The organism is Mesorhizobium sp. M7A.F.Ca.CA.002.04.1.1 (assembly GCF_004022805.1).
GTDB lineage: Bacteria > Pseudomonadota > Alphaproteobacteria > Rhizobiales > Rhizobiaceae > Mesorhizobium > Mesorhizobium ciceri.
Genome location: NZ_RZPL01001049.1, coordinates 1 through 1339 on the forward strand (window position 1 = coordinate 1; position 1339 = coordinate 1339).

Genomic DNA, 1339 nt, shown 5'->3' on the forward strand with positions numbered 1-1339 from the left:
GCCCGCCATCGATCGCGCCGGAAGCGTCCTCGAGGTCGCGGCGGTAGGAGGAAAGCGTGTTTTCTGCCGCGCCCCGCTCGGCGCTCATCATTTCCAGAAAGGCTTCGATGCGGGCGGCGCTGTTCATTCAGCCTGTCTTGTCATTCAGCTTTTCTTGGGATTGAGCTTTTCCGGAGGGATGCGCACGCTCATTTCCCCCTTCTTTGGCTCGACGAACATCACCAGTGCGAACATCGTACCATAGGCAATGCCAGCCAGAATCGCCGTTACCACGACAAAGCGAAACAGTGTCGGCATCAATTTTCGCCCGTCTTCTTGTTCTGCGTTTCCAAACCCTGTCCCCTTATGGGACGCCAATCCGGCCAATTCAAGGAAGAAGCTGGGGCCTGTTAGCAACTTCTGATGCAGACCCTGCCAGTCCATATCGGGTTCAAGGCACTTGCCACGCTTGACGCAAACGGGCTTTTCATGTCGATACGCCGGCAAAGAGGGCCTTCGAAACATCCGATGAACGCGCTGCCAGCAAATCCTCCAGACGAGAACCACGCCGCGTTGCTCGGCAGGCTGGGCAGCCGTTCCGTCGTCTTCGTCGGACTGATGGGCGCCGGCAAGACGGCGATCGGCCGCAAGGTGGCGACGATGCTGGCGCTGCCCTTCATAGACAGCGACCAGGAGATCGAAAGCGTCTCGCGCATGACCGTTCCGGAACTGTTCGAGCGCTACGGCGAGACCGAATTCAGGGCGCTGGAGCAGCGCGTCATCCTGCGCGTACTGGAAAACGGGCCGCAGGTGCTGTCGACCGGCGGCGGCGCCTTCATGAATGCGCAGACGCGCGAGGCGATTGCAGCGCAGGGCGTCTCGGTGTGGCTGAAGGCCGAACTCGACCTTCTGATGGATCGCGTCGCCAAGAAACAGAACCGGCCGCTCCTGAAAAGCGCCGACCCGCGCGCCGTGCTGGAGCGGCTGATGGGCGAGCGCTATCCGGTCTACGCGACATCGGACGTCACAGTGCCGACCCGCGACGACCGCAAGGAAGTCATCGCGACCGAGGTGGTGGACGCGCTGTGCCGGCATTTCGGCATTGATCAGGCGGCTGCGACGGGCGAGGTGGAACAGTGAGCATCGAGGCACCCGTTGTCGTCGAAGTCGGCCTTGGCGACCGGACCTACGACATTCTGATCGGCTCGGGGTTGTTGGCCCGCGCGGGTGCCGAGATTGCGCGCCGGCTGCCGGGCACACGCGCCGCGGTCGTCACCGACGCCAATGTCGCGGCAGCGCATCTCGGTGCGCTGAAGGCAGGCCTCGAAACGGGTGGCATCCAGACCGCCATCATCACACT

The 1339-nt window shown here is 62.7% G+C and carries 3 protein-coding genes and 1 pseudogene; 2 read left to right on the forward strand and 2 right to left on the reverse strand.

Annotation, left to right across the window (positions count from 1 at the left end):
- Together ENZ75_RS31965 and ENZ75_RS31970 are read right to left on the reverse strand one after the other, a co-directional pair.
- Positions 1–127 (reverse strand): site-specific integrase (locus ENZ75_RS31965; protein WP_164888182.1); only part of this gene is annotated, 127 nt, incomplete at its 3' end.
- A gap of 17 nt (positions 128–144) precedes the next feature.
- A complete protein-coding gene (locus ENZ75_RS31970; protein WP_013529356.1) occupies positions 145–297 on the reverse strand; it encodes a hypothetical protein in 153 nt (50 codons plus the stop codon).
- A 210-nt stretch (positions 298–507) separates the two neighbouring features.
- On the opposite strand from ENZ75_RS31970, the gene ENZ75_RS31975 reads away from it, so the two are divergent.
- Together ENZ75_RS31975 and ENZ75_RS31980 are read left to right on the forward strand one after the other, a co-directional pair.
- The gene (locus ENZ75_RS31975) at positions 508–1119 is read left to right on the forward strand and encodes a shikimate kinase (protein ID WP_024503735.1); all 612 of its coding nucleotides are present in this window, start codon (positions 508–510) and stop codon (positions 1117–1119) included.
- Positions 1116–1339, forward strand: a pseudogene (locus tag ENZ75_RS31980) (3-dehydroquinate synthase); the annotation flags it as partial. The gene ENZ75_RS31975 and the pseudogene ENZ75_RS31980, both read left to right, overlap by 4 nt.

Bases quoted from the DNA above. Each gene is read 5' to 3' on its own strand.
- ENZ75_RS31970 (WP_013529356.1), bottom strand. From the start codon at position 297: ATGCCGACACTGTTTCGCTTTGTCGTGGTAACGGCGATTCTGGCTGGC.
- ENZ75_RS31975 (WP_024503735.1), top strand. From the start codon at position 508: ATGAACGCGCTGCCAGCAAATCCTCCAGACGAGAACCACGCCGCGTTG.